Source organism: Methanobacterium sp., from assembly GCF_016217785.1.
Lineage (GTDB): Archaea > Methanobacteriota > Methanobacteria > Methanobacteriales > Methanobacteriaceae > Methanobacterium.
In genome coordinates, this window is record NZ_JACRGA010000005.1 from 265,907 (window position 1) to 285,470 (window position 19,564).

25 protein-coding genes are annotated in these 19,564 nt (G+C 41.3%); 20 read left to right on the top strand and 5 right to left on the bottom strand.

The window, feature by feature from the left end; genetic code table 11:
* Window positions 1–57 precede the first annotated feature (57 nt).
* The 19 genes from HY987_RS02715 (at window position 58) to HY987_RS02805 (ending at window position 14,555) form a co-directional block, all read left to right on the top strand.
* The gene (locus HY987_RS02715) at window positions 58–1,482 is read left to right on the top strand and encodes an MATE family efflux transporter (RefSeq protein ID WP_292755378.1); all 1,425 of its coding nucleotides are present in this window, start codon (window positions 58–60) and stop codon (window positions 1,480–1,482) included.
* 381 nt (window positions 1,483–1,863) lie between these two features.
* Window positions 1,864–2,409: a 50S ribosomal protein L15e gene (locus tag HY987_RS02720; RefSeq protein ID WP_292755771.1), complete on the top strand. Its 546-nt coding sequence runs from the start codon at window positions 1,864–1,866 to the stop codon at window positions 2,407–2,409.
* Complete coding sequence (locus tag HY987_RS02725) at window positions 2,409–2,831, top strand: RNA-binding protein (protein ID WP_292755380.1); 423 nt, start codon at window positions 2,409–2,411, stop codon at window positions 2,829–2,831. The genes HY987_RS02720 and HY987_RS02725 overlap by 1 nt, the downstream gene beginning before the upstream one ends.
* Window positions 2,832–2,840: 9 nt before the next feature.
* Window positions 2,841–3,581: a ribonuclease P protein component 3 gene (rnp3, locus tag HY987_RS02730; protein ID WP_292755382.1), complete on the top strand. Its 741-nt coding sequence runs from the start codon at window positions 2,841–2,843 to the stop codon at window positions 3,579–3,581.
* 213 nt (window positions 3,582–3,794) lie between these two features.
* Entirely contained in the window at window positions 3,795–4,172 is a 378-nt protein-coding gene (locus HY987_RS02735) for an Rpp14/Pop5 family protein (RefSeq protein WP_292755384.1), read from the top strand.
* 87 nt (window positions 4,173–4,259) lie between these two features.
* Window positions 4,260–5,015, top strand: coding sequence for an archaeal proteasome endopeptidase complex subunit alpha (gene psmA, locus HY987_RS02740; RefSeq protein WP_292755386.1), 756 nt, complete (start codon window positions 4,260–4,262; stop codon window positions 5,013–5,015).
* A 3-nt stretch (window positions 5,016–5,018) separates the two neighbouring features.
* On the top strand, window positions 5,019–5,714 hold the full coding sequence (locus tag HY987_RS02745) for a ribosome assembly factor SBDS (protein WP_292755388.1): 696 nt from the start codon (window positions 5,019–5,021) through the stop codon (window positions 5,712–5,714).
* A gap of 32 nt (window positions 5,715–5,746) precedes the next feature.
* Window positions 5,747–6,523 (top strand): exosome complex RNA-binding protein Rrp4, encoded by a 777-nt coding sequence (gene rrp4 / locus HY987_RS02750; RefSeq protein WP_292755390.1) that lies wholly within the window; start codon window positions 5,747–5,749, stop codon window positions 6,521–6,523.
* A gap of 30 nt (window positions 6,524–6,553) precedes the next feature.
* Entirely contained in the window at window positions 6,554–7,276 is a 723-nt protein-coding gene (gene rrp41, locus HY987_RS02755) for an exosome complex exonuclease Rrp41 (RefSeq protein ID WP_292755773.1), read from the top strand.
* Window position 7,277: 1 nt separating this feature from the next.
* Window positions 7,278–8,078 carry an exosome complex protein Rrp42 gene (rrp42, locus tag HY987_RS02760; protein ID WP_292755392.1) on the top strand — a complete coding sequence of 267 codons (801 nt, stop codon included), beginning with the start codon at window positions 7,278–7,280 and terminating at the stop codon, window positions 8,076–8,078.
* Window positions 8,079–8,216: 138 nt separating this feature from the next.
* Window positions 8,217–8,486, top strand: coding sequence for a 50S ribosomal protein L37Ae (rpl37A, locus tag HY987_RS02765; protein WP_292755394.1), 270 nt, complete (start codon window positions 8,217–8,219; stop codon window positions 8,484–8,486).
* Complete coding sequence (locus tag HY987_RS02770) at window positions 8,487–8,618, top strand: DNA-directed RNA polymerase subunit P (RefSeq protein ID WP_292755396.1); 132 nt, start codon at window positions 8,487–8,489, stop codon at window positions 8,616–8,618.
* Window positions 8,619–8,834: 216 nt separating this feature from the next.
* Window positions 8,835–9,338, top strand: a complete 504-nt coding sequence (locus HY987_RS02775) for a Brix domain-containing protein (protein ID WP_292755398.1) — start codon at window positions 8,835–8,837, stop codon at window positions 9,336–9,338.
* The gene (locus tag HY987_RS02780; protein ID WP_292755400.1) at window positions 9,319–9,582 is read left to right on the top strand and encodes a KEOPS complex subunit Pcc1; all 264 of its coding nucleotides are present in this window, start codon (window positions 9,319–9,321) and stop codon (window positions 9,580–9,582) included. The genes HY987_RS02775 and HY987_RS02780 overlap by 20 nt, the downstream gene beginning before the upstream one ends.
* A gap of 103 nt (window positions 9,583–9,685) precedes the next feature.
* Window positions 9,686–10,048, top strand: coding sequence for a prefoldin subunit beta (locus HY987_RS02785; protein WP_292755402.1), 363 nt, complete (start codon window positions 9,686–9,688; stop codon window positions 10,046–10,048).
* A 66-nt stretch (window positions 10,049–10,114) separates the two neighbouring features.
* On the top strand, window positions 10,115–10,384 hold the full coding sequence (locus HY987_RS02790; RefSeq protein ID WP_292755404.1) for a DUF3194 domain-containing protein: 270 nt from the start codon (window positions 10,115–10,117) through the stop codon (window positions 10,382–10,384).
* Between the two features lie 207 nt (window positions 10,385–10,591).
* A complete protein-coding gene (locus tag HY987_RS02795) occupies window positions 10,592–10,969 on the top strand; it encodes a helix-turn-helix transcriptional regulator (RefSeq protein ID WP_292755407.1) in 378 nt (125 codons plus the stop codon).
* 136 nt (window positions 10,970–11,105) lie between these two features.
* Window positions 11,106–13,484, top strand: a complete 2,379-nt coding sequence (gene lon / locus HY987_RS02800; protein ID WP_292755409.1) for an endopeptidase La — start codon at window positions 11,106–11,108, stop codon at window positions 13,482–13,484.
* A gap of 174 nt (window positions 13,485–13,658) precedes the next feature.
* Complete coding sequence (locus HY987_RS02805) at window positions 13,659–14,555, top strand: tetratricopeptide repeat protein (protein WP_292755411.1); 897 nt, start codon at window positions 13,659–13,661, stop codon at window positions 14,553–14,555.
* 134 nt (window positions 14,556–14,689) lie between these two features.
* On the opposite strand, the gene HY987_RS02810 is transcribed toward HY987_RS02805, so the two are convergent.
* Window positions 14,690–15,490, bottom strand: coding sequence for a metallophosphoesterase (locus HY987_RS02810; RefSeq protein ID WP_292755413.1), 801 nt, complete (start codon window positions 15,488–15,490; stop codon window positions 14,690–14,692).
* A 305-nt stretch (window positions 15,491–15,795) separates the two neighbouring features.
* On the opposite strand from HY987_RS02810, the gene HY987_RS02815 reads away from it, so the two are divergent.
* A complete protein-coding gene (locus HY987_RS02815; RefSeq protein WP_292755415.1) occupies window positions 15,796–16,185 on the top strand; it encodes a hypothetical protein in 390 nt (129 codons plus the stop codon).
* A 336-nt stretch (window positions 16,186–16,521) separates the two neighbouring features.
* On the opposite strand, the gene HY987_RS02820 is transcribed toward HY987_RS02815, so the two are convergent.
* The 4 genes from HY987_RS02820 to cbiM form a co-directional block, all read right to left on the bottom strand.
* A complete protein-coding gene (locus tag HY987_RS02820; RefSeq protein WP_292755417.1) occupies window positions 16,522–17,517 on the bottom strand; it encodes an ATP-binding cassette domain-containing protein in 996 nt (331 codons plus the stop codon).
* A gap of 34 nt (window positions 17,518–17,551) precedes the next feature.
* A complete protein-coding gene (gene cbiQ / locus HY987_RS02825; RefSeq protein WP_292755420.1) occupies window positions 17,552–18,340 on the bottom strand; it encodes a cobalt ECF transporter T component CbiQ in 789 nt (262 codons plus the stop codon).
* Window positions 18,341–18,434: 94 nt separating this feature from the next.
* A complete protein-coding gene (locus HY987_RS02830; protein ID WP_292755422.1) occupies window positions 18,435–18,737 on the bottom strand; it encodes a PDGLE domain-containing protein in 303 nt (100 codons plus the stop codon).
* On the bottom strand, window positions 18,734–19,381 hold the full coding sequence (gene cbiM / locus HY987_RS02835; protein WP_292755424.1) for a cobalt transporter CbiM: 648 nt from the start codon (window positions 19,379–19,381) through the stop codon (window positions 18,734–18,736). The genes HY987_RS02830 and cbiM overlap by 4 nt, the downstream gene beginning before the upstream one ends.
* Window positions 19,382–19,564: the final 183 nt, after the last annotated feature.

Sequence of the window (19,564 nt, forward strand, 5' to 3'; positions counted from 1 at the left end):
GGGAGTAATTGAGAGTTAGTTTAGAGTAATCCAAATTTAGGAGAGAGTGAAAAATAAATGAAAAATAACAGTTCATCACCATTACCCACTGGACCAGATGCCGATGATTCTAGTGGTAATTTAGGAGAAAAAACAGAAGGAGTCACTTTGATAACTGGTGACCCTAAAAAAGCCATAATAAAATTATCAGGCCCACTCATTGTGGCCATGATACTGATGTCAGCCTACAACCTGGTGGATGCCATCTGGGTATCCGGGCTGGGTGGAAATGCCCTGGCAGCAGTGGGATTTGTAACACCACTATTCATGATACTGGTTGGTCTTTCCAATGGAATAGGAGCTGGAGCAACCTCAGCCATCTCCCGATGCATAGGTGCTCGAAACCAGGAGGGTGTGAATAACACTGCCATGCATACCCTGGTCATCACCATCATTATTTCCGTGATCCTCACCATTCTACTGGAAATATTCTTAGAACCCCTGCTCATGTTTTTGGGGGCAGGGAACACCATTGACCTGGCAGTTTCCTATGGTAGGGTTACCTTTGCCGGTACCATACTCATGCTGTTTACTGGTGCTGCCTACGGAATCCTTCGTTCAGAAGGAGATACCAAGAGAACCATGAATGCCATGATCATATCCTCAGTGGTAAATATAGTTCTGGATCCTGTACTGATCTACCTGGCAGGATGGGGCATTGCCGGAGCAGCATGGGCCACAGTAATCTCCCAAGCACTGGTTTCAGTGGTTATATTATACTGGTTCCTTAAAAAGAAGGATACATTCACCACTTTATCCTGGAAATACTTCAAACCAGATCTTAAAGTCTCTAAATCCATATTAGGGGTGGGATTACCTGCAAGTGCAGAATTTCTGGTGATGTCTGGAGTAACTGCCATTTTAAATGTAATCCTGGTTATGGTTGCTGGAACCGATGCAGTAGCAGTCTACTCTGCAGGATGGAGAGTGGTAATGATGGCTATAATACCTATGGCCGCAGTGGGAACTGCAGTGGTCACTGTTAGTGGTGTTGCCCATGGTTCACGAAAATATAAAAACCTGCGCATAGCCCACAACTACTCCATAAAGGTAGGAACAGTAATAGCCCTCATTACCAGTGTTATAACATTCGTATTTGCACCGTACATTGCTAAAATATTCGCCTATTCTCCTGAAACCGCCTATCTGGCACCCACCATAGCTTCATTCCTCCAAGTGATGTGTCTATTTTACCTCTTTGTACCTCCTGGAATCATGTCCAGTTCCATTTTCCAGGGAGTGGGAAAGGGAGTAACCTCCCTCATCCTGACCGTGTTCAGACAGCTACTATTTATAGCCATATTTGCCTATATCCTGGCTATAACCCTTAAATTAGGTCAGCAAGGGGTATGGTGGGGTATAGTTGCAGGGGACATTGCTGGGGGCATAGTTGCCTATGTATGGGCACGATTGTACATAAGCCGGATTGAAAAGCAAGTTTAACCATATGGTGAGCTACTAATTGATTAGAACCACACTAAAGGAACAGACATAATAAAATAAGAAATACAATTTTATACTAATGAACTGCAGTATTTAATGAGGGAATACAGTATCTTATCGTGGGAATATAGTATTATGTGGAAAATACCGTATATGCTATGAGTTAAGTAGGAGTGACAATGATCATTATAACAATGATCATAATTTAATCATTCTTAGTTAATCATTCTAGTGTTCGATTTTTACCCCGGAACACAACCTTTTTAAGGGCATGTGATCAACATTGTGTTACCGCCAATATGGCGTATGTGACCTACTTTTTTTGGGACCAATGATGATCCCATGGATGTGGCGAAAGCTGAACAAAAAGAGGTGTATTTAATGTACAGTTATATAAAAGAAGCCTGGAAAAATCCAGATGAATCTTACGTAAAAGAATTAATGCAACAGCGAGCTCCCCAGTGGAGAAAAGAAAGTGTAATTACCCGTGTTGAGCGACCAACCCGACTAGACCGTGCACGATCCCTTGGATACAAAGCCAAAAAGGGATACGTAGTTGTCAGAACCCGTGTACGTCGTGGTGGACGTCGAAAAACCCGATTTACTGCAGGCCGAAAGCCCAAAAGGCAGGGTGTTAAAAAAATAACCCCTAAAAAATCCATTCAGCGTATGGCTGAAGAAAGGGTAGCCCGCAGATACCCCAACCTACAGGTCTTAAACTCCTACTGGCTCTGGGAAGATGGGAAGTTCAAATTTTTCGAAGTGATCCTGGTGGACCCTAACCATCCTGTAATCAAGAACGACCCTAAAATTAACTGGATCTGTGATAAACATCACCGTGGAAGAGTATTCCGTGGTCTGACCAGTGAAGGTAAGAAAAACAGGGGCCTCAGGAATAAAGGTAAAGGAGCGGAGAAATTAAGGTAATGATACATAACCTCTCCTACCGGGCCTTTGTTTACGGAACTGAAAACGAAGAGAAGGTGAGGGAGGCCCTATCTACCCTCCTCCCCACAGCCCAACCTCTTAAGGAAATCACCGAAGGTTACCATAAGAATCAGGTTATCATTCTCCAGGGAAAAATCACCAAAAAAAGAGAAATCAAAGACTTCCTGGAAAAACTACAGACACTAACTCCCTCAGCCAAAAAAAAGATATTAACAGAACTTGAAGGCAGAATGGATGCGCGAGGGAACCTTTTTCTTAGATTTGATAAACAACGTGCCTATCTAGGAGATCTTCTGCTAGTGGAGCACGGCGATGCCCTGCACCTGAAACTGAAAATAGCTGCCTACCCCGCCCGGAAGGAAGAAGCCCTAAAGGTTGCCCGGCAGATATTCAAGGAATAAGGTGGAAGGATGTTTTTTGATTTTCACGTCCACGGAGGCCCTGAACTGGCCATAGATGCTGGAAAAATGGGATACAGTGGAGTGGTGTTAACGGTCCACTCCCGGAATTGTATCAATCAGCCCGAGATCCTTAAGAACCTACGTGAAAGTATAAGTAACCTAACTGGATCTAGTAAAGAGCTAACTGAATCTGGTAAAGAGGAAAATAAATACCCTCTCATCCAGATCGGTGTGGAAATAGAGGCCAAAAATCAGGAAGATCTTAAAAAACAGGTACAAAAATTTCGCAAAAAGGCCGATGTCATCCTGGTTCATGGTGGAGATCTTAAGATAAACAGAGCCGCCACTGAAGATCCTCGTGTTGACATTTTAAGTCATCCCTATCGCAGCCGGTTTGATAGTGGTATTAACCATGTCTTAGCAGTTAAAGCTGCTGAAAACAGGGTTGCAGTAGAAATAAACCTGAAATATTTCCTTTTAACTCGGCCAAACCAACAATACCGGGTTTTAAGTCAGTTTAGACAGATTATGAAGTTGCATCGTAAATACGAGGTCCCGGTTATCATAACCAGTGATACCAATTCTATTTATGGCCTGCGCAACCCAAAAGACGTGACAGCTCTGGCAGCTTGCTTTGGAATGACGAAGAATGAGGCCTTTGATGCATTGTCAAAAACTCCACAGGAGATTATCCAGAGAAATAAAATAAGAGATGCGGTCATAGTTCCAGGGGTACGTTTGATAAAATAAATTAAAAAAATGTACTTGGTAAGCAAAATGTACTGGATTTTATTATAATAATGATTTTATCTTTAATTTCTTGATTGAAATATTCTTCCTTAATTAAGGAGCATATCCCTTTAATATTAAGATCACATCACTCTAATCAATTATTAAATAAGAAATAGTGAATTATAAGATTAACTCAAATAATTAAACTCAGATATGGAGATATAAGGGTTTATGAAGCTTAAAATATTACCCACTCACCTTAGGGATAAGAAAAGATACCTGGCATTTGTGGCTTTTTCAGAAATCCCCCTCCAGCGGGATGATGTAATATCCCTGGTTACAGAGTCATCCGGAAACCTTTACGGGGCATGTGGAGCCAGCCAACTGGAATTGTGGGTGGTAAAGGTGTGGAATTATCCGGCACCTGGAAAAAATATGGTTAAGGGAATCATTCGATGTAACCGGGATGAAGTAGACCGGGCCCGTGCTGTAATCCCCACCATAACTAAATTTCGCGGAAAAAGAGTAGTTTTCCAAACTTTGGGAATTTCCGGAACCATCAAAGCGGCAATAACAAACTTTATTAAATTGAAGGCAGCAGATGAATAAAATGTATAAATGGTTTTATTAACTTCTAAACCAATATTTTATTGAAGTTCATTGTTTTATCAAAAAATTTAAAAGAGGTATAAAGATATGCAACCGTTCCCAGCAGCAGGATATGATAAAGGTATATCTATTTTTAGCCCAGATGGAAGGCTATTTCAGGTTGAATACGCTAGAGAAGCTGTAAAAAGAGGTACAACTTCATTAGGAGTTAAATCAGCAGAGGGGATTGTGCTGGTGGTAGATAAAAGACCCAGCAGCAAACTGGTGGAACCCACATCCATTGAAAAGATATTCCAGATCGACGAACACATAGGAGCCGCCACATCAGGTTTAGTGGCTGATGCTCGTAAACTCATTGAACAAGCTCGAATGGAATCCCAGATCAACAAGATCACCTTCAACGAATCCATACCAGTGGAAATGCTGGCCAAGAAGATCTGTGACATGAAACAGATGTACACCCAGCATGGTGGAGTTCGACCATTCGGTTCAGCACTGATCATCGGAGGAGTCAAAGACAATGGATGTCGATTGTTCGAAACAGACCCCAGTGGTGCCTTAATTGAATACAAGGCCACTGCAATTGGAGCTGGAAGAGCAATGGCCATGGAAGTCTTTGAAAAGGGCTACAGCGAAGATATGAAAATCAATGAAGCCATGGAACTGGCACTAGATGCGATCTACGAAGCAACCGAAGGTAAAACTACCAAAGAAAGCGTAGAAATCGCGGTCATAGAAGAAGCCACTCACAAATATCGCAAACTCACAGAAGATGAAATAGAAGAACATGTAGAAGAACTCCTCATCCGCAAATCAAAGGAGGATGAGGAAGAAGAGGAATAATTTATGATCACCCTGGAAGATGCCGTTATAGCCCGCCTGGAATACTACGGGGAAAGATTCGAGATCCTGGTGGATCCAGATCTAGCATCTGATTTTAAAAGGGGAGAAGATATCCAAATTGAAGAGATATTGGCTGTTGAAGAGGTTTTCAAGGATTCTAAAAAGGGGGATAAAGCATCAGAAGAGGCAATGAATAAAGCCTTTGACACCACTGATCCCCTGGAAGCTGCTGCCATCATTATCCGTAAAGGACAGGTTCAACTCACTGCCCAACAACGGAGGGATATGCAGGAGGATAAAAGGAGAATGGTCGTGGCTAAAATTGCCCGAGAAGCCATAAATCCTCAGACAAAGCTCCCCCACCCTGCAAGAAGGATTGAAATAGCCATGGAAGAGGCTAAGGTCAGGGTGGATCCCTTTAAGAGTGTGGATGAACAGGTGAACATCACGCTAAAGGCTATCCGTAAGTTAATACCCATAAGACTTGAAAAAGTGAGGGTGGCCATCCACATACCTGGAGAGGACACCGGAAAGGTTTATGGAGTCCTACCTGAATATGGGAAAACCATGAAAGAAGAATGGCAACAGGATGGGTCATGGGTTGCTGTAGTTGAAATCCCGGGTGGTATGCAGGAAAGTTTCTATCAGAGACTCTCAGAGATTACCCATGGACAGGTGGAAACCAAACTCTTAAAATAAAACTTCTTTTTAGCCTATAAAGGAGGCAAAACGTGTTATTAGTAGAAGATAAACAGATAGTAGTTCCGGGTGAGATCTTAGCAGAAGGGGACTATCACTCAGGAAGAGGAACTTTCACAGAAGAAGACAAGGTATGTTCTTCCCTGGTTGGTCTGGTGGCTGTACGGGATAAAAAAATTAGTGTCATACCATTACAGAGCAAATACATCCCTAAAAGAGGAGATGTGGTTATTGGTAAAGTATCTGACATCCGCTTCTCCATGTGGAACCTGGACATAAACTCACCTTACTCCGGGATATTACCCGCAGCAGAAGTTTTCGGTAAGGAAAAAAGAGATTTAAACCGTGCTTTCAATGTGGGAGATGTGCTTTTCCTGCGCGTGGTGGACGTTGACGAAGTTAAAAAGGTGAAACTTGGTCTTAAAGGTAGAGGGCTTGGTAAATTCCGTGGAGGAATTCTCATCAACATAACCCCCACCAAGGTACCCCGACTCATAGGTAAGAAAGGATCCATGATCAACATGATCAAAGACCAAACCCGATGTGAAGTAGTGGTAGGTCAAAACGGAGTTGTCTGGGTTAAAGGAAAACCAGAGATGGAAAGAGTAGTGCAGAAGGTTGTTAAAACCATTGAAGATGAAGCACACACATCTGGCCTCACCGACAGAATAAGGGACATGTTACTGGAACTTCTCGGTGAAAAAACCGAAAAACCTGATTCTGAAAAACCAGATACCGAAAAACCTGATTCTGAAAAATCAGATACGAAAGATGAAGAAGATGAATATGAGGAAAAATTGATTCAGTAAGGGGTGATTATTATTCTAACCAGCAAATCAATTGGAGATAGTAATAAGGGAAGTTTAATAACTTCTGTCACTAAAAAAAGACCAGACGGAAGAGCTTTCGATGAACTGAGGCCTTTGAAAATAGAGGCAGGAGTCTTGGAAAGAGCCGATGGATCGTCTTATGTAGAAATTGGTGATAACAAGGTTCTAGCAGCTGTTTATGGTCCCAGAGAATTACACGTGCGCAGATTGTTAAAACCCAACATGGCAATCCTTCGATGCCGCTATAACATGGCACCATTCTCGGTGGAAGACCGTAAAAGACCAGGACCAGATCGTAGATCAGTGGAAATATCCAAGATCACCGCAGAAGCATTAAACCCTGCAGTTTTCCTGGAAAAATTCCCCAGATCAACCATTGATATTTTCATAGAAGTCCTGCAGGCAGAAGGAGGAACCAGATGTGCCGGTATAACCGCGGCCTCTGTGGCCCTGGCCGATGCAGGCATACCCATGAGGGATATGGTGGCAGCCTGTGCCGCAGGTAAAGCGGATGGTAAGGTTATCATGGACTTATCAGAATGGGAGGATAAGGAAGGAGAAGCTGACTTACCCATTGCCATGATGCCACGCACCGGGGACATAACCCTGCTGCAGATGGACGGACACCTCACTGGCGATGAATTCGAAAAAGCACTGGATCTGGCTGTAAAAGGATGTAAAATCATCAGCGAAGAACAGAAAAATGCCATAAAGAACAGGTACGGTGATTAAAATGGTGCAGAGCGTAGTACCACAGATCATAAAGGAAAGTGTTGCCAATCTCATCAAAAATGGGGAAAGAGCAGATGGAAGAGCCCTGGACCAGTACCGGGAAATAAGTCTGGAAACCGGTGTAATTAAAAAAGCCGAAGGTTCTGCCCGGGTGAAAATAGGTAAAACCCAGATAGTAGTGGGTGCCAAACCCCAGATCGGCGAACCATTCCCTGACACACCAAACGTGGGTGTTCTGATAACCAACTCCGAACTCCTGCCAATGGCAGCCCCTAACTTCGAAGCAGGACCACCCAATGAAACTTCAGTGGAACTTTCCCGTGTAACCGACCGTTGCATACGAGAAGGGAAAACTGTGGACCTGGAAAAACTGGTCATCATACCTGGTAAGAAGGTGTGGATGATATTCCTTGATCTGCACATTGTAGATTACGATGGCAACCTCATGGACGCCGCTGTTCTGGGCAGTTTAGCCGCCCTCATGAACACCAAAATACCAAGCACAACCATTGAAGGTGATGAAGTCGTAATTGACTATGAAAAGATGGTTCCCATCCCAATCAAGGAACAACCCCTCATGTGCACCCTGGCCAAGATCGGTGGAGAACTGGTGGCAGATCCTTCCCTGGAGGAAGATGATGTGCTGGACGCCAGAATATCCATTGGTATGCGGACAGATGGAAGTATCTGTGCCATGCAAAAAGGAGGATCAGTTCCCCTCACACGTGAAGAAGTCTTGAAGGCTGTAGGAATGGCTCAAAAGAAGACGAAAGAACTTCGTGAAAACATTACTAAACTGTAAACTGGGCACAAAAAATTGGCTATGATAAGAGCCAAAATCAAAAGACTAACAAAAATATACAGTAACCAGGTAATTTGGATGAATAACCATCCGAATTCCTTTCAATTTAAAAAAATAACAACTAATAAGGTGATAATTATGGCAAGAACTAAGAAAGTAGGTGTAACAGGCAGATTCGGTGCCAGATATGGTAGGAAAGCAAAAAGAACCGTGAAGGCCATCGAAGATAACATGAAGAAGAATCACATCTGTCCTAAATGTGACCGAGAGGGAGTTAAAAGGACTGCGGCAGGAATATGGAAGTGCCGTAAATGTGGTGCAGTCTTCACTGGCGGAGCATACATGCCCCACACCCCAATGGGTAAAACCGCAACCAGGAACATTAAGAGGATTGTTGGAGGTTTATAATTGTATAAATGTGATAAGTGTGGTACACTGGTAGATATCAAAGGTTACACAGAATCTAAATGTCCCAGTTGCCGTTACAGGATTCTCTTTAAGGAGATCCCTCCAGTCAGGAGACAAGTGGAAGCCCGATAAAAATCCTTTTTCAGGGTATCATTTGATATCCTCTCTTCATATGGTATTTAATATCCAATTTATGGGTATCATTGAAAATCCATCATTATAAGGGCATCATAGGATATCCATCTTATAAAGGGGTATCATTTAGTATCCCATCTTAGGGGTATCATTTGTTATCCATTTTCATAAGAGCATCATCTGAAAATCCATCTTCATATTTTTGGTTAATTCATGTTAATCACCACTTCCCGAAAACCATCCCAGAGAACAAGGACATTCTGCCGTGGCCTGGAACGAGTGTTAAAAGCTCGCTGCACAAACCGTGGGAAAATGAGCCTCAGGGATGTATTTTTAAAGGCAAATGAAATCGGAGAAGACAGGGTTGCCGTCGTATCTGAAAGAGACGGAAACCCCAATGGGATGGAATTTTATCAGGATGGAGAACTCTTCATAAGTCTCCAGTTAACTGTAGACTTTTCCCTTTCCAAGGGAAGGATGAAGAAGGATAACCTCCATATCAGGTGTGAAGTGGATGAATTAAAAGATTTATCTCCTGAAATCTTTGAAATTCCCCTTGAAGAACCTCAGGAATATTCTGATGAAAATCTCATACTCATCCGGACCAGTAAATCCCGACCATTAATCGAATTTTTCGATGGAAAGGGCCTGGCCACTGGACCACGCATTTACCTTCAGGGATGGGAAATAGCAGGTGATGAGGATAAAAGCTCTTAAACAGGTCAAAAGCCAGATAGAACTTGAATTTCCTTCTCGAGAGGATGCAAAAATAGTTCTAAGGTCAATTGAACCAGAAATAAGAGGATCACCATCCGAGCGAACCAGTACTGAGATTGAATGTCAGAAAAACATTCTAAAAATCACCATCACAGCGCGTGACACTCCCTCCCTTAGAGCATCCCTGAATTCTTACCTGCGATGGATACTGCTTTCACAGCAGATTTTAGAATTAAAACATTAAATTAAACTATTAAATTAAACATTAAAATTATTTAAAAATATTCATTGAATAAACGTTCATTGAATTAACGGATCATAGACTTATAATATGTAGAGGTGAAAATATGGAAGTTCCCCAAAATATCCAACATCAACTAGCACAATTCCAGCAGATGCAACAACAGGCCCAGGCCATAACCATGCAGAAACAGAATGTGGATCTGCAGATAAGAGAAGCTGAAAAGGCCCTTGAAGAACTGGAAAAAGTGGAAGATAATGCTGAAGTTTACAAAACTGCAGGAACCCTGTTAATTAAAATGGCTAAACCCGAACTAACTGAAGAACTAACCGAAAAACTGGAAACCCTACAGCTCAGGGAAAAAACAGTTAAAAGACAGGAAGAAAGGGTCATGAAACGGTTACAGGAAATGCAGGAATCCTTACAGGAAGCCATGCAGATACAGCAGCAGCCCGGACTCGGCAACTAAAGTTTAGTATCTTGGGGCCAATTACTATTGATTGGTACCATACCCTAAGTTACAGAGGTTTAAAGTTTGAAAACATTAACCGACCTTGAAATGGAGAAAATATCCGAAGCTGCAGCAGTAGTTGCAGAAAAATATATTTTTTCCAAGGTCTCTAAAAAAGAAGTCCAGGATATGGAGTTAAGAGTTGAATTCAACCAAGAAGATGGTCTTGATGTTGATGTAGAAGTAGAACTCTTCCTGGATGAACTTTGCAAAGCAGATGAAAACCTGGCTGATGAAGCTGCACAAGCTGCTCTGGAAGAGATTGACAGACAGATTGAGAAGCTGTCTGAGTAATCTTAACTCTTTTTTTATTTTAGATCCTTTTATTCCAGATCCTTTTTCTATTTCAAAACTACTTCCAATCAAATACATCATTTCTGATTTTGCTAATTATCGCATAATTAAATGTGGTTATTCATTTTTAACGGCTATTTAATAATATTTCCAGACAGATCAGTATGATGGAAAAGTATATAAGCATATACTTATATAACATGTGTTATGCTTAGGATTAATTCCAAGTCAACATTGGAGTCTACCGAAGAACTGGAGGAAGTGCTTAAAGCCCTGGCCAATGTCAATCGGTTGCTACTTATCTACTATCTGGCTTCAGGTGAAGTGGATAAAGTCAGTGTAACGGAAATGTCAAAGGACATGGGCATAACACAGCCAGCAGCATCGCAGCATCTGAAAATCCTAAAAAATGCCAACATACTCGTTGCCAAAAAAGAGGGAAACTACATTTACTACAGATTCAACAGGCCCTCCATGCAAAAACACCAGAAAAGAATTGATTTTTTATTTACATGTGCATTTGCCAAGTGTAGTCAGCTGGAAAGATCCAGTTGTAAACATTCGGAAAAAAAGGAAGAATATTAGCCCCCCAAGTTGTGGGTTAGAATTTTTTTAAAGTCTTCCCATCATTTACTTCAATATTTCGAATTTAAAGTAATATATTGAGTATTAAATTCATCATTAAACTTCAAATCATAAACCAAGCCCTGTGAGTGATAATATGAGTGATATAAAAGCAAAAGAAGAATTACCTGTGTTAGTTTTACCAGACATGGTTTTATTACATGAAACTAACATGAATCTTAAAATCGGTAAAAAAAATGGGAGTGAAATACACAACCGAGTTAAAAACGATGATTATTACGGGATTGCCGTAGCATCCAAAGACGGAACACCCGCCAGATACTACGCAGAATCAGATATTAACAAAATAGGAACCTTAATCAGAGTGGAAAACGCCAAAGAAATGAGAGATTTCTATCATTTAAGGGTAGAAATCATAGAAAGAGTCCAGATTAAAGAATTAATCCCGGATGGTATAAACTACCGGGCTAAATATGAGTTAATCCCTGATGAAATTGATCTAGACCCTGAAGACCAGGCAGACATGGTTAAACATGTCAGGTACATTGTCTCTGAAATAAGTGAAAACTTCAAAGACTCCAAGGCCTATGTAGATCAGATCAATCAACTGGATGATCTCCGAAAGGTAATAGCCAACCTATTCCCTTACACAAGACTCTCCCATGAAGAAAAACAAGCTTTACTGGAAATACGTTCCTTAAAAGAGAAAAGCCTGAAATTCCTGGACATCTTGATTGAACAAAAAGATTCAATAAAGTTCCAGATGGAAATGGCTGCCAAGCTCAACGATGAAATGAACAAAAAACACCGGGAAAACATGCTCAAAGAACAGCTCCGAGTCCTGCAGGATGAACTAACCGACTCAGAAGGAGGGCATGGTAAGAAAGATTACCGGGAGTTAATCGAAGAAGCAGACATGCCAGAAGAGGTGAAAGAGATTGCCCTGGAAGAACTTCACAAACTGGAACGCCAGGGACCACACAGCTCTGAAGAAAACGTCATCCGAAACTACCTGGACCTTTTAACCAGCCTTCCATGGGGTGAAAGTCAGGTCAAAGATATCGACATTGAAGCAGCACGAAAAATCTTAAACGAGCAGCATTATGGCCTGGATAAAGTAAAAGACAGGATCATCCAGCACCTGACAGTGATGAAACTCAAACAAAACAAACAGGGTTCCATACTCCTCCTGGTAGGACCACCCGGAACAGGTAAAACCAGTCTGGGTAAGAGTATTGCCGAAGTACTCCAGCGTGAATACGTCCGCATCAGTCTCGGTGGTGTGAAGGATGAATCTGAAATCAGAGGTCACCGAAGAACCTACGTGGGAGCCCTACCCGGAAGGATAATCCAGGGAATGAAACGTGCTGGTGAAAGAAACCCAGTGTTCATCATGGATGAAGTAGATAAACTAATGGCATCCTACAGTGGAGACCCTGCCAGTGCCCTCTTAGAAGTTCTGGACCCTGAACAGAACAACACCTTCTCTGACCACTACCTGGAAGTACCCTACGACCTGTCTGAGGTGTTCTTCATAGCCACTGCAAACTCCCTGAAGGGAATACCAGGCCCACTAAGGGACCGAATGGAAATCATACAAATCGGCAGTTACACCAGCCATGAAAAATTCCACATAGCCCGGAATCATCTGATTGCCGAGGTCTTAGAGGAGAATGGTCTGGATGAAACTCAAATCCAGTTTGATGATGAAGCTATAAAAACCATCATTGAAAAGTACACCCGGGAAGCAGGAGTAAGAGGACTTAAACGTCAACTGGCAACTGTAGCCAGAGTGGCATCAGAGAAAATCGTACTGGGTAAAGTAGACCTGCCCTACGTAGTTAAAGAAGACATGCTCTACGACCTACTGGGACACGAACTCATACAGATCAACATGGCCGGGAAACACAACCCACCCGGAGTGGTAACTGGCCTGGCCTGGACACCTGTAGGTGGAGACATACTGTTCATTGAAGGAGCATTCATGCCCGGAACCGGGAAACTCCTCCTCACCGGACAGCTGGGGGATGTGATGAAGGAATCTGCCAAGATATCCCAGAGTCTCATCCGCTCCAGACTGGCCTTCAACCTAAAACAGGTGGAATTCGACAAACAGGACCTGCACATACACGTACCATCCGGGGCCATACCCAAGGACGGGCCATCTGCAGGAGTAGCCTTACTAACCACCATTGCCTCTCTGGTAACCGGACACACTGTGGACCCCAAACTGGCCATGACTGGTGAAATCTCCCTCCGTGGAGCAGTCTTGCCTGTGGGAGGTATTAAAGAGAAGGTCTTAGCCGCCCACAGAGCAGGAATAAAAAGGGTCATCCTACCTGAAGAAAACATGAAGGATTTGGATGATGTTCCAGACGATGTCAAGGAAGAAATGGAATTCCTACCAGTTAAAACCGTGGAAGACGTTATAAAAGAAACCATCGGCATTGAACTACCCAAACCTCTCCTGATGGACATGTCCACTGACACTTTAAGTGGAGGAGCAGGTACTTAAATCCATCAATATTCCATAAAACCATTAAATAGCCATCCTTCATCCCATTTGTGGGATAAGGGTGGATTTTTTTTTATTTTCGAATAATTTATACGATTTTTATAAATACTAAATTTTTAACCCAAATTTTATATTTCATAATAAAGAAATAATAAATAACAAAGGGGGGTTGTAATGAACACTGAAGGTGCCCACTATTACATTGAAAAGGGTATAGAAACATGGTTAGACCATAAAAACTATTTTGAAGCAATTGACCTTTTCTCCAGAGCATTGGAATTCGAACCACATAACCCTGATGCCCATCTTTTAAGGGGAGCAGTATATGTTGATGTTGGAGACCTTCACCTGGCTTTGAAGGATTATAACAAAGCTTTAGAATACAACCCTGAAAACATAAGATTATTTTTTGATAAAGGAACCGTACTATTCTATTTAGGGAAATATGATAAAGCTATACGTTCCTATGAAAAGTTCCTCTCTGAAGAACCTCATGATGTTGATGCACTGTATTTTAATGGGTTATCCTATCATTTCATTGGAGAGAATGAAACTGCCCAGAAATTAATTGACGAAGCCCTGGCATTAATTGATAAATCTGATGACCTGTACCCTGATCTGTGTAATGCCAAGGGAGAAATACTCTTTGATCTAAAAAATTATCCGGAAGCAATTGATTATTTTAACAAAGCAGTGGAATCAGATTCTGCCTCTTTTATTGCCCTTTACAATGTAGGGCGGGCATACTATGAACTGGGAAAACTAGAAGATGCACTGGAATACATTGATGCAGCTTTAAAAATTGAACCTAAAGAGTGGGATGTTATAAATTATAAAGGCCTTATCTTAATGGATATGGGTCGCAAGGAAGAATCTCTCCAGTGCTTTGATAAGATCATTGCCTTGCATCCCATCTACTTCCCGGCGTGGTACAATAAAGGAGTGGTCCTCAAACAACTTAAAAAAACTGAGGAAGCACTGGAACATTTTGATGAAGCAATCAAACTCCTTTTAGATAAAAAACCTGGAATGACCAGGGGAATGTGTTTAAAAGAGTTTAAATGTGAATAAATTTATCCAAACTTGATATAAATCCTTGATCTCTTATCTAAACTTGATAAATGTATGATTTGTTATCTAAACTTGATAAAATCCCTGATTTGAGATTTTACCAAGGGATAGTTTTACCTAAACAACTTCCATATTCATGTCTTTTTCAGTTCCACCACAATGATCTGGGGCCTTGCAAAAAACCGTATGGGGAGTATGGTTGTTCCTATACCATTACTCACAATCAACGTGCTGTTGTTTTCTTCAATTACTCCTGTCCGGTATTTATTCCCGTAATCTGAATGAGTACTGGGTGCCCAGAGGCCGAAAAAGGTTACCTGTCCTCCATGTGTGTGACCTGAGAAAACCATATCAACCTTGGATTTATTCACCTTGGGGAAGTAATCCGGGTTATGGCTAATCAGTATGACAAAATCCTGGGGTGTGACCACTGATGTGGTGGCATTCTGGATCTGGGCGCCATTATTATAGTCCCCCACTCCTCCCAGACGAATCCTGGAACCATTTTCTTCAATCCAGGTGCCCTTATTCCCTATATAGGTAATTCCATAGTTTGGAATGGCATCCAGGGTATAATCCTGGGGATCTTTATTCCCTAGAACCGCATAAACACCCAGGGGTGCTTCTAATTTGGATAAAGACTCGAATGTTGAATTAATATATGCAGAATCTCCATCAATGTAGTCCCCTCCCAAGAGGATGAGGTCCGGGTTCATGGCATTAACCTGGCTAACCAAACTATCAATTCTATCCTGACTGAAAAAGGGGCCAGCATGAATATCACTGAGGAAAACGATTGTTTTCCCATCGAACTGGGCTGGTATCTGGTCAGATTCAAGGGTTATATGCTTGGTTTCAATCCAGTAGGGCTCCACCAGCATGTAAGCCACCAGTAGGATTAATGCTATGATAACGAATATAAAACCTTTTTTCAAGTTGACACCTGTAATGAACTATTTTTCATATATATGAACTATTTTTAATTTCAGTTAAAATGTAAAATGTTAATCTGGATTAATTATATTTTTTAATTATAAAGAGTTGGCACTTTGGAATAGATAGGATTTTCAAATAAATAAGCTTTCGGGTTGGGCGGGAATGATTTTTAAAGAGATTTCAGAACCCTCTCCAGGGATCCATCAGTAGTAATACTTTTATTTAAAAAATTATTTATAATAGTGGGATCATATTATTATCAATAAAAGTAGGAGATTATCTTAAAAGTAGGAGGCATAAAAATATGGAAGAAGATCTAAAAAATCTGGTTTTAGGATTCAGAAAACACACCGGAAAAACTCAAACAGAACTGGCAAGTGAACTGGAAGTACCCACGGATATTGAAACTGCACTGGAGATGGGAACTTACCGACAACCCACAGAACGCCTTAAAGGGAAAATAGGTAATTTAGTCTCTGAATGTGATGAAAATGAACTGATTCAGATTGGAAGAGGGTACCGGATCATGGATGAATTGGGCCCCGACTTTAAGTACTACATCCGAGGACTAGAACAGGCAAGGGGTATTGATCATGAAGAACTCCACAGTCAACCTGAAGAAGAGTTCTACCGGATCATAGGAAGTGTAAATCTGGATGAGTTTGAAGTAGTCAACATGGGCAGACAGGCTTAATTAATGATTTAGTAAGGTGTTAATTTAAGTATAAGGAATTATTTTTCCATAAACTTCACTTTTTTTTATTTTTTTAGGTTTATTTTACATTATGTTAATGAACTGCACTAGGAGATGATTACAGGATCATCAAAAAAATAGCTATCCCTGAAGAGTTTTTCAACAGCCCACTTCTATCTCTTTCACCATTCTGCAGAATTAAATATTTCAAGTAATCACTTAGTTTACTAAAACAATCTAAAAACAGTAAATAAATCTATTATGGTGATTAATAAATAATTAAAGGTATTGGATATTTAAATAATGTTTTTCGTAAATCTTTAGCCCATTTGAATGTCATTTTCCGATTGATTTTTTAAATTCTTTAGCAATTAGATTTTTCTTTTCTTCTTCAAGAATGTGGAGCATTTCATGATATTTCTCCTCACCAAGGGTGTGCAGTAATTTATGATGACACTGGTCTTTAACCATGTGCAGGAGATTGTGATAGGAATCTTCACCCATACCATGAAGGATCTCATGATAGGCCTCTTCAACTGTTAACTTGACACCAACTGACATTCCATTGGTCTTAAGGCGGTGTAACAATGCCGCTGCAGTGGGTTGTTTTAGGCGTGCTTTTTTAATGGTTTCTGGATCATTAAATATGTCCTCGGGAGTGCCCTGGTGGATGATCTGGCCCCCGTGGAGTACGAAAATCTTGGTTGCAAACTCAGTAACCATCTCCACGTCGTGTGAAGAAATGATTATGCTCATATTTCTGTTCTGATTAAGATCATAAAGGATGTCCATAACCTGTTCTGCTCCGTGTGGATCCAGTCCGGTGGTTGGTTCATCCAGAACCATTATATCCGGTTTCATGGCCAGAATACCGGCAATAGCCACCTTCTTCTTTTGACCTCCACTCAAGTGGTGAGGTGCTTTTCTTTGAGATCCCAGCATTCCCACAGCGTCTAATGATTCTTCAACCCTCTTTTCCACCTCATCATCAGGAAGACCCAAATTCATGGGCCCGAAAGCCACATCCTCTGCCACTGTGGGTGAAAAAAGCTGGTCATCCGGGTTCTGAAACACCATACCTACTTTCTGTCTGATCTTTATCAGATCATCCTTCTTGTAACTGGCTGGTTCCCCATCAATTTTAATCAAACCTGAGGTGGGTCTTGAAATACCGTTAAAATGAGAGAATAATGTTGATTTACCAGCACCATTGGATCCAATGATGGCAGCTCGTTCACCCTCTAATATTTCCATATTTATATTTTGAAGTGCAGAAGTTCCATCAGGATAGGTGAAACTCATATTTTCGGTTTTAATAACTACTCTGGCCATTGAAATTTCCTCTATATCAATATGGTAGGTCAAATTAAAGTACCATCGTAGTCAGTAATTGTAAGGATAATAATATAAATATGGTGGTTCCTATAAAAGCAAAATCTTTCTTATCCAGTTTGGCTTTGGCCCGGTAAATACGAGTATTTTCAGAATAACCCCGGCACATCATACTCATATACACAGTTTCGCCCTGTTCAAATGCCCGGAGGAACATCATTGTGATAGTTTCTCCCACTTTTCTCAATCTCCACTTGTATGGTGTTTTTTTGCTGAATATATCAAAACAGCGGGTGGATTGGGCGTTTAAAATGTTGGTTAGTTGATCGTAAAAGAAGAATAGGTAGCGAACAGTGAGGTTTAAGAGCATGGCTAACTGGTGGGGGACTCCTAATTTCTGGGCAGAGGCCACCAGATCCTGCATGGATGTGGATGAAGATAAAAAGACAATGGAGGTGACTGAAACCGTGACCCTGAAGAGGAGTAATGTTCCAAAGTAAAGACCGTAATCAGTCATGTGTAACAATCCAAAGGCCCCGGTCCAGATCACATTTCCTGGTTGGAAGAATGGTTGTATGAGGGCCACGAAACCTCCAAATGGAATAATAAGAGCTATACGTTTCAAGGCATACATGGGGGTTACATTGGACAGTGAAATCAGGATTAAAAGGTACATCTCCATTATAACCAGTATCATAAGGTTGGTACTGGAAACTGCGTATATGATGATTAACAGGGAGGATATTAGTTTTATCCTTCCGTCTAAACTGTTCATGAAGCTGTCTTTACCTGCTTCCCTGTCGATTTCAGCTAGTCCTTGCATGTTATAGTCTCATTAACTTAATTTTTATTGGTTGTTAGTTTTAAATTGTTTTTTAAAATAAGAAAAGTGGAGCTTAGAAAAAAAGCTCCTTTATTCATTCAGTTCCATTTTCCTTCCTTTTCCGGAATAGGGCTGTAACTCCGAGTACAGCCAGAAGAACCACAATAGTTCCCACTACCAAGGCGATAACACCACCTAATGGATTTTCTTCCATTCCAGGTATGGCATAGTCCGGTAATGGGGCAGTGTAGTGTGCTTCAGACTCAGGTACTTCGAGAGTTCCCGCTGTACTTTCCAGTCCGTCGGGGTTGCCTGATGCCAGGAAAGGTGCCAGAACAGCAATTATTATGGCAATGATAAGTCCGCCAATTAATAGGTTGCGGTTTTTAGTGTTCATTCTACCGCCTCCTGCTTTCTGCTGCTTACCCATGCGGGTAACAGGTCGGGCCGCACATTATCAATACCCAGAATAACCACTACAGTGATTATGCCTTCTATACAGCCTATCACAGCATGGTATAATCCCATGAATATGAGTCCTTCCACCAGTGGGAAAGTACCGGCCAGTGACATTTCAATGGAACAAGCTATAGCTGCCAGGAATATGGATGCCCATGCGGCAATGAAGATTGCCGGTATTCTCCCTATTCCTTTTAGGGTTTTGTAGGCGTAGAATCCAACGAAACCACCAATAAGTCCCATGTTAACAATATTTGCTCCGAGAGCGGTCATTCCACCGTCTCCAAAGATAAGTCCTTGTAGTATTAATACTATGGATAAAACCAGCACTGCAGCCCATGGGCTGACAAATATGATTGCTATTAATGCTGCGCCTACCATATGTCCACTGGTTCCCCAGGGTATAGGTATGTTCATGGCTTGAATGGCAAATATTCCTGCTGCCAAAACGGCCATAAGGGGTATATTTTTTTCATCCAGGTTTTCTCTAGCCCATTTTAGGGAATAGCCGAGTACTATTAAAGCAATGATCCAGTATATGGCACACTGCCATAATGGGATGAAACCATCGGGTATATGCATATTCTGCCTCCGTTTATTTTTATACAGGCTAAATGTTTATTTGTAGTAATACTTAACTCCTGATTTTGAAGGCAATTGTAATACTACACCTAAATCATTGTTTAAAGCCTTAAATTTCTATACTTGTGTACGAAAACTTATAATATAAACGTTTCCATCAGTATTACAAAAGCTTTGATTTTT